Consider the following 7537-nt stretch of genomic DNA (forward strand, 5'->3'; position numbering starts at 1 on the left):
CGCCGCGCCGCCGAACCCCATGCCGCGGGCCGACGGCATCGTCGCGCTGACCGGCGGCAACGACCGGGTTGCCGCGGCGCTCGCCCTTCTGGCGCAACGCGACGCGCCGCGGCTCCTGATCTCGGGCGCCGGGCGCGGCACCTATCTCGGCGACTTCACGTCCGACGATGTCAGCGCCACCACACGCTATGCCAGCGACATCACGCTCGGCCACATGGCCGGCACCACCCACGGCAACGCGCTGGAGGCGGCGGACTGGGTGCATTTCCATCACGTGCGCACCCTGATCATCGTCACCGCCGATTATCACATGCCGCGCGCCATGCTGGAGATGCACCGGCATCTGCCGGGGATCGCCCTGATCCCGGCCCCGGTACGGCCCCCGGCCATGGATGATCTGTTCAGCCGCTCGACAATCCGGCTATTGACCTACGAATACACCAAATATCTCGTCGTCCGCTTCGGCCTCCGCCCGGTCGCGGTGACGTTCATCAAAATGGACTGACCGCCCTGCGCTTCCTCCGTTCCCTCGCCTTCCACCTCGTGATGATCTTTGCCGGGCTGGTGCTCAGCCTGTGGGGCACGATCCTGCGCGTCGTGGCGCCGCACCGTCTGACCTCGGTGGCGCAGCTCTGGGCACGGATTTGCCTCGCCGCCCTGCGGCGATGCTGCGGCATCCATATCGGGGTCGAGGGGCTGGAAAACCTGCCCGCCGGCGGCGCGATCATCGCCGCGCAGCACCAATCGGCCCTGGATATTCTGGTCTGGCTGGTGGCGCTGCCGTATCCGGCCCTGGTGTTCAAGAAGGAACTCCGGAAGATCCCCGTGTTCGGGCCCCTGCTGGCGCCGACCGGGATGATCCCGGTGGACCGCAGCGGTGCCGCGCCGGCCTTGCGCAAGCTGCTGCAGGATTGCCGCGCCGCCGCCGCCGCCGGGCGGCAGGTGGTGATTTTCCCCGAAGGCACGCGCGTCGCGCCGGGCGCGCGTGCCGATCTCCAGCCCGGCATCGTCGCCCTCGCCAAAAGCGTCGGCGTGCCGGTGCTCCCCGCCACCACCGATTCCGGCGCCTGCTGGGGACCCCGCGCTTTCGTCAAAACATCCGGGACCGTGACGGTAAGGCTGCTGCCTCCCTTGCCGGCGGGCCTCACGCGGGAAACCATCATTACGGAACTTTCCGGCGTCTATTACGGGGCACATTAGGCGCCTCCACCGAATTCGATCAGCCAAGATCTCGTCGGCATGTCGTGCTAAGGTCCCCCCTCTTGGAACTGGTGGGGACATCGCGATGAACGACAAAATCGTCACCTGTCTGTGGTTCGACCATGGCGAAGCGCGGAAAGCAGCGGAATTCTACACCGCCATCTTTCCTGACAGCCATCTCGGGCCGGTGCTTCAAAGTCCATCCAATTATCCTGGCGGTGAACAGGGCAGCGAATTGACCATCGAATTCACCCTGCTCGGCAAAGCCTTCGTCGGCCTGAATGGCGGCCCTACATTTGCACCGAACGAGGCGGTGAGCTTCCAGGTGATGACCGAAGACCAGGCGGAAACCGATCGCTATTGGAACGCGATCATCGGCAATGGCGGCAGCGAAAGCGCCTGCGGCTGGTGCAAGGACCGCTGGGGTTTTTCCTGGCAGATCGTGCCGCGCGCTTTGATTGCCGCCATGCAGGATCCGGATCGTGCGGCGGCGAAACGGGCGATGGAGGCCATGATGACCATGCGCCGGATCGACATTGCCAAGATCGAGGCGGCGCGGGCAGGCGAGAAGTTCGCCTGATGCCGACCGGCGCTCGTTTAAGCCCGTGACAACGAAACCAGCGCGGCCCAATTAACAAAGTTTTTTTGCTACTTTTTGTTCACAAAAAGTAGCCTTCCTTTCTCTTCCTACCCCGGCAGCTCGATCACCACCCGCAACCCGCCGCCCGGCCGGTCGAGCAGCAGCAGATCGCCGCCATGCGCGCCGACGATGTCTTTGGCGATGGCGAGGCCGAGGCCGGTGCCGCCGGCATCGGCGCTCTCGAACGGGCGCAGCATGGTCTCGCGCTGCGCCGCCGGAATGCCCGGCCCGTCATCGTCGACGATGATGCGCAAGGTGCGCCTTGTGGCGGTCGCCATCAGCCAGACATGCCGCGCATGGCGGCGGGCATTGTCCACCAGATTGGTCACCGCGCGACGGATCGCCTCCGGCCGCAGCGTCGCGACCAGGCTGTCCGGCACGTCGCAATCGATCACCGCGCCGCTGCGCCGCGCCGCCACCGCCACATCGTCGAGCAGGAGGGAAATATCGGTCGGCATCGCCTGCTCGCTGCCCTCGCCACGGGCGAAGCTGAGATAGACGGAAATCAGCTTCTCCATCTCCTCGATGTCGGTATTCATATCCGCCGCTTCGCCGGGCGGAATTTCCGGCAGCATCGCGAGCGCCAGGCGCAGCCGGGTCAAGGGCGTCCGCAAATCGTGCGACACCCCGGCCAGCATCGTCGTCCGTTGCGCCAGGAACCGCCGCACCCGGTCCTGCATGCGGTTGAACGCCGCCGCGGCGCGCCGCACCTCGATCGCCCCTTCCGGGCGGATCGGCCCGACATCGCGGCCCATGCCGAAGCTCTCCGCCGCCACCGCGAGGCGCTTGATGCCGCGCACCTGGGTGCGCAGGAACAGCGCGGCGATGCCGAACAGCAGCAGCGCCGTGCCGATCAGCCAGAGAAAGAAGATATACAGCGTGCCGATATACAGCCGCTTGCGCGGCACATCGATGCGCAGCACGCCATCGGCCATCTGCACGTTCACGCGGATGAAATCGGCGGAATGGTTCCAGCTCACGGTGAAGGGCCGGCGCATGTCGGTTTTCAGCCCCCCTTCGAGATCGTTGTCGACCGGTCCCGGCGCATCCGGGGGCGGCAGAGACCGCAGCCGCTGGCCGCTCAAAAACACCGTGCTGAAGCCGAAATGCGCGTCGGTCTCCTGGATCGTCAGGCCGCGCGTGTAAGGGTCGCGGGCGATCTCGTCGACCATGAAGGCGACCTCGCCGGCGACGCTGCCCGCCAGGCGGCGCGAGAGCTCGTCGAGATGGCTGCCGTAGAAAATCTGCAGCGCCACCGCCTGCAGCAGCACCAGAGGCACCAGCACGATCAGCAGCGAGCGGCCGAGCAGGCTGCGCGGGAGGAATTGTCGGAGCACGCGTTCGGCGGAAAATCCGCCCAGCCTCAGCTTCATGGCCCGGGTTTTAGCACATAACCCTTGCCGCGCACCGTGTGCAGGAAGCGGGGCTCACGCGGGTCTTCCTCGATCTTGCGGCGCAGCCGCGTCACCTGCACGTCGATCGCCCGCTCATTCACGTCATCCAGCCCGAGTGCTGCCGCCAGCGCCTCGCGGGAGAGAATTTCGTGCGGCCGCGCGGCCAAGGCCGAGAGCAGCGAAAGTTCCGCGCCGGTCAGGCGGACGCGGCTATCGGGCCCCACCAGTTCGGCGCGCGCGGCGTCGAACGTGGCGGTGCCGAGCTGCAGCGGGCCGGCCTGGACCGGGGTTGGGGCCGGCTGGGCCCGGCGCAACATCGCGCGGATCCGCGCCAGTAGCACGCGCGGGTCGAACGGCTTGCCGAGATAATCATCCGCCCCGGCCTCGAAGCCGGCGACGATATCCTCCGGCGCGCCGCGCGCGGTCAGCAGCAGGATCGGCAAGGTCGGCGCGCGCTCGCCGCGCAAATCGCCGGTGAGCGATAATCCTGTTTCGCCCGGCATCATCACGTCGAGCACCATCAGGTCGAAATCCATGAAGCGCAATTTGTCGCGCGCCTCGGCGGCGGATTCCGCCGTGGTCACCCGGAACCCGTTCTCGGTCAGGAACCTGCTGAGCAAAGTGCGCAACCGCGAATCGTCATCGACAAGCAGGATATGCGCGCTCTCACCACTCATGCGGCGTCAGCCGCCGATGCGCGGCGGCTTCGCCCGGTGCGCTTCGAGGCTGTCGATATAATCCCGCCCCTGCTGCATGGTCAGGCCGCGCAGCACCCGGCGGAACCCTTCGACCGCCGGGCCTCCCGCCTCGCGATAGGCGACCAGCAACCGCTCACGCTGCGATTCGAACAATTTACGTTCCAGCTCCGCGCCTTTTTCAGTCAAGGTGAGCAGGCGCTGGCGCCGGTCGCTCTGGCCGGGACTCTGCGCCACATAGCCCTGGCGGATCAGCGGCCCGAGCACGCGGGTGAGGCTTTGCTTGGTGATGCCGAGGATCGCCAGCAGCTCGCCCACCTTCAGGCCCGGCTTGCGGGCGATCCAGTGCAGCGTGCGGTGATGCGCACGGCCAAAACCAAACTCGGCGAGGAGATTATCGGCCGCGTCGTTCAGGTCGCGCAGGGCGAAGAACAACATATCCTGGGCGATGCGCAGTTCCTCCTCGCGCAGGAACAGCAACCCGGCTCCCGGCAAAACAGGCGAAGGGATCCCGGGAACGGGATCACGCTTTATGGTTCGCGGACTTTGGGGCGGAGGGGTGTCTTGCATGGCAAATTCGCAATCTTTTGTTTTTCCCGGATCTTTTATGACAGGTTTACTTGCTTATTTGCAAACTCATCGGTTCCCCGTTCATAGCGCACCGGAGCCGGCCTGACTATGGGATTCTGACCTTTCCAGCACGTGCTCTGCATTTTTTCGGCCTCACATCGTGGCGTTGAACGCGCCGCCATCGAGCAGCAGATTCTGGCCGACGATGAAGCCGGACTGGGCGGAACAAAGGAACGCGCAGGCGGCGCCGAATTCCGCCGGCTGGCCCACCCGGCCGGTCGGATTCTGCCGGCCACGGGCCAGAACCTCCTCGTCGATGCTGTGGCCCGCCGCCGCCGCGCCCTTCGCCGCGGTGGCGCGCAGCCGGTCGGTATCGAACGGGCCGGGCAGCAGATTGTTGATCGTCACATTATGCCGGGCGACATCGCGCGCCAGGCCGGCGACGAACCCGGTGAGGCCGGCGCGCGCGCCGTTGGACAGGCCCAGAATGGGGATCGGCGATTTCACCGCCGCCGAGGTGATGTTGACGATCCGGCCGAAGCGCCGCGCGACCATCGGGTCCAACACCGCCTTGATCATGGCGATCGGGCTCAACATGTTGGCGTTCAGCGCCGCGTGCCACATCTCCTCGGTGAAATCGCGGAAATCGCCGGGCGGCGGGCCGCCGGCATTGTTCACCAGAATGTCCGGGTCCGGGCAGGCGGCGAGCGCCGCGTCGCGCCCGGCCTTGGTGGTGATGTCGCCCGCAGCGGCGATCACGTTCACGCCGGTCGCCGAGCGGATCTCCTCCGCCGCTTCCTCAAGCGCCGCCGCGTTGCGGCCGGTGATCACCACCGACACGCCTTCCCGGGCCAGGGCCATGGCGCTGGCTTTGCCCAGCCCTTTGCTCGCCGCGCAAACGATCGCACGCTTGCCGCGCAGACCTAGATCCATTGGCTTTTATCCTTCTTCGGGTTGAGCGGCCGGCACGAGAGGCACGGACGCGCGGCTGCGCCTGACGTGCCACGCGTCCATGAGTTTGAGCACCGTCGCCGCGGTCTCCTCGATGGAGCGGCGCGTCACGTCGATGGTCGGCCAGCCTTCGGAATTGCACAGCCGCTTCGCCCAGAGCAGCTCTTTTTCCACCGCCACGTAATCCACGTATTCGCCGCTGTCGCGGTTGACGAAGCCGGGCTGGCCGATCAGCTGCAACCGGTGCCGGCGGATGGCGATCAGCGATTTCGGGTCGATGGTCAGGCCGATCACCGGGCAGGGCGCGTCATGCAGGAATTCCGGCGGCGCGATGCCCGGCACCAGCGGCACGTTGGCCGCTTTGACGCCGCGATTGGCCAGATAAAAGCAGGTCGGCGTCTTGGACGAGCGGGACACGCCCACCAGCACGACATCGGCCTCGACCATGCCGCGCACCGCCTGCCCGTCATCGTGGGAAATCACGTAATGCATCGCATCGATGCGGCGGAAATAATCGGCATCGAGCACATATTGCCGGCCGGGCTTGTGCTTCACCGGGGCGCCGATCTGCGCCTGCAGCATGTCGAGCACCGGGTCCAGCACATGCAGCAAGGTGATCCCCATGCGCGCACAGGCGGAATCGAGCTCGCCGCGCAGCCCGTCATCCACCAGGCTGCACAGAACCGGGCCCGGCTCGGCCTGCACGCCTTCCAGGACACGGTGCAATTGCAGCCGCGTCCGGACCAGCGACCAGCGATGATACATCACGTTCGGCTCGTCGAACTGCGCCACGGCGGCGCGCGCCAGGGCGTTCAAAGTATCCCCAGTGGCGTCGGATATCAGGTGTATATTTAGCCGTTCGTGTTCCATGGGGCTGTTGATACCGGGGATAAAAGGTTCTGAGGCAACGAAATGTTCGCTACATGGGGATAAAACGCCGAAACTGTAAACGGGGGACAGATTTGGCAAGCTCGCCGGGAACTTGTGTGTAACCGAGTCAGATACCCCAGAATCAATAGCTTATCCTTGGTTTCTTCTTGTGGATAAGTTTGTGGACTTTCCTTCGGCTTGGGGGGAACCCCGTTATTCACAGGGTACCACTGCCCCATCCCCGCTTTAAACTTAAAGAATTTAAGGTTAGGGGGGGGCATGAAACTCCTGAAAGTTCTGCAGGGCGAGCCGGTCTGGCCGCCGCCGGTCTGGCTCATGCGTCAGGCCGGGCGTTATCTTCCGGAGTATCGCGCGCTGCGGGAGCAGGCCGGTGACTTTCTGTCGCTCTGCCTGAACCCAGAATTCGCGACGGAAGTGACGCTCCAGCCGATCCGCCGCTACGGATTCGACGCCGCGATCCTGTTTTCCGACATTCTGATCCTCCCCATGGCCCTCGGTCAGGGGCTGAGCTTTGCTCAAGGCGAAGGACCCGTGTTGCCGCCCTTGGGCGACGTTGCCGTCCTCGATTCCGCATCCGCGCCAGGGCGCTACGCGCCGGTGCTGGAAACCGTGCGACTTGTGCGCGCCGCTTTGCCGGCGGAGACCGCTTTGATCGGCTTTGCCGGGGGCCCGGCGACGGTCGCCTGCTACATGCTGGACGGCAAAGGCGGAGGGTTTCCCCGCACCCGGGTGCTGGCTTATGAAAATCCCGGTTTTGTTGCCGCATTGCTGGATATTCTGGCCGAAGCGACGATCGCTTATCTGCAGGCGCAGCTCGATGCAGGCGCCGATTGCGTGATGCTGTTCGAAAGCTGGGCCGGAATTTTTCCGCCCGAGCAGTTCCGGAGTTTCGTCATCGCCCCGACACGGCGCATCGTCGCGGCGCTGAAAACGAAGAATCCGGGCGTCAAAATCATCGGCTTTCCGCGCTTGTCCGGCTTGCTGATCGGCGAATATGCTCGAACGACCGGGGTCGACGCGGTCGGGCTGGACAGCGTCACGGACCTCCCAGCGGCGGTTGCCGCTTGCCCGGACGGCATGGTTTTTCAGGGAAATCTCGATCCGCTGGTGTTGAAGGTCGGCGGGCCCGCTTTGGATGAGGCGGTGCTGCGGCTGCTCGGCCAATGCCGTGGGCGGCCGCATATTTTCAATCTCGG

9 protein-coding genes are annotated in these 7537 nt (G+C 65.5%); 4 read left to right on the forward strand and 5 right to left on the reverse strand.

Annotated features, from left to right (window positions below; all coding sequences use genetic code 11):
• From VNC39_RS07955 to VNC39_RS07965, 3 genes are all read left to right on the forward strand, one after another.
• Window positions 1–505, forward strand: a 505-nt coding sequence (locus VNC39_RS07955) for a YdcF family protein (protein ID WP_325397921.1), incomplete at its 5' end; no start/stop codon positions are given.
• 41 nt (window positions 506–546) lie between these two features.
• A complete protein-coding gene (locus VNC39_RS07960) occupies window positions 547–1200 on the forward strand; it encodes a lysophospholipid acyltransferase family protein (RefSeq protein ID WP_325397936.1) in 654 nt (217 codons plus the stop codon).
• 85 nt (window positions 1201–1285) lie between these two features.
• On the forward strand, window positions 1286–1780 hold the full coding sequence (locus VNC39_RS07965; RefSeq protein ID WP_325397923.1) for a VOC family protein: 495 nt from the start codon (window positions 1286–1288) through the stop codon (window positions 1778–1780).
• Window positions 1781–1887: 107 nt separating this feature from the next.
• On the opposite strand, the gene VNC39_RS07970 is transcribed toward VNC39_RS07965, so the two are convergent.
• The 5 genes from VNC39_RS07970 to VNC39_RS07990 all read right to left on the reverse strand — a co-directional run bounded on the left by VNC39_RS07970 (window position 1888) and on the right by VNC39_RS07990 (window position 6320).
• Window positions 1888–3213 (reverse strand): ATP-binding protein, encoded by a 1326-nt coding sequence (locus VNC39_RS07970; RefSeq protein ID WP_325397926.1) that lies wholly within the window; start codon window positions 3211–3213, stop codon window positions 1888–1890.
• The gene (locus VNC39_RS07975; RefSeq protein WP_325397928.1) at window positions 3210–3911 is read right to left on the reverse strand and encodes a response regulator transcription factor; all 702 of its coding nucleotides are present in this window, start codon (window positions 3909–3911) and stop codon (window positions 3210–3212) included. Before VNC39_RS07975 ends, VNC39_RS07970 begins: the two co-directional genes overlap by 4 nt.
• Window positions 3912–3917: 6 nt before the next feature.
• Window positions 3918–4409, reverse strand: coding sequence for a MarR family winged helix-turn-helix transcriptional regulator (locus VNC39_RS07980; RefSeq protein ID WP_408840383.1), 492 nt, complete (start codon window positions 4407–4409; stop codon window positions 3918–3920).
• 243 nt (window positions 4410–4652) lie between these two features.
• Window positions 4653–5432 (reverse strand): SDR family oxidoreductase, encoded by a 780-nt coding sequence (locus tag VNC39_RS07985; protein WP_325397930.1) that lies wholly within the window; start codon window positions 5430–5432, stop codon window positions 4653–4655.
• A gap of 6 nt (window positions 5433–5438) precedes the next feature.
• Entirely contained in the window at window positions 5439–6320 is an 882-nt protein-coding gene (locus tag VNC39_RS07990) for a pyruvate, water dikinase regulatory protein (protein ID WP_325397932.1), read from the reverse strand.
• Window positions 6321–6599: 279 nt separating this feature from the next.
• Between VNC39_RS07990 and hemE the strand changes: the two genes are divergently transcribed.
• The coding region (gene hemE, locus VNC39_RS07995; RefSeq protein ID WP_325397934.1) for a uroporphyrinogen decarboxylase at window positions 6600–7537 on the forward strand (938 nt) is incomplete at its 3' end.

The sequence above is a fragment of the Acidocella sp. genome (genome assembly GCF_035535915.1).
GTDB lineage: Bacteria > Pseudomonadota > Alphaproteobacteria > Acetobacterales > Acetobacteraceae > Acidocella.

Excerpts from the sequence above, each read along its gene's own strand:
- VNC39_RS07990 (WP_325397932.1), bottom strand. The coding sequence starts at position 6,320 with ATGGAACACGAACGGCTAAATATACACCTGATATCCGACGCCACTGGG.
- VNC39_RS07970 (WP_325397926.1), bottom strand. The coding sequence starts at position 3,213 with ATGAAGCTGAGGCTGGGCGGATTTTCCGCCGAACGCGTGCTCCGACAA.
- VNC39_RS07985 (WP_325397930.1), bottom strand. The coding sequence starts at position 5,432 with ATGGATCTAGGTCTGCGCGGCAAGCGTGCGATCGTTTGCGCGGCGAGC.
- VNC39_RS07960 (WP_325397936.1), top strand. The coding sequence starts at position 547 with ATGATCTTTGCCGGGCTGGTGCTCAGCCTGTGGGGCACGATCCTGCGC.
- VNC39_RS07965 (WP_325397923.1), top strand. The coding sequence starts at position 1,286 with ATGAACGACAAAATCGTCACCTGTCTGTGGTTCGACCATGGCGAAGCG.
- VNC39_RS07975 (WP_325397928.1), bottom strand. The coding sequence starts at position 3,911 with ATGAGTGGTGAGAGCGCGCATATCCTGCTTGTCGATGACGATTCGCGG.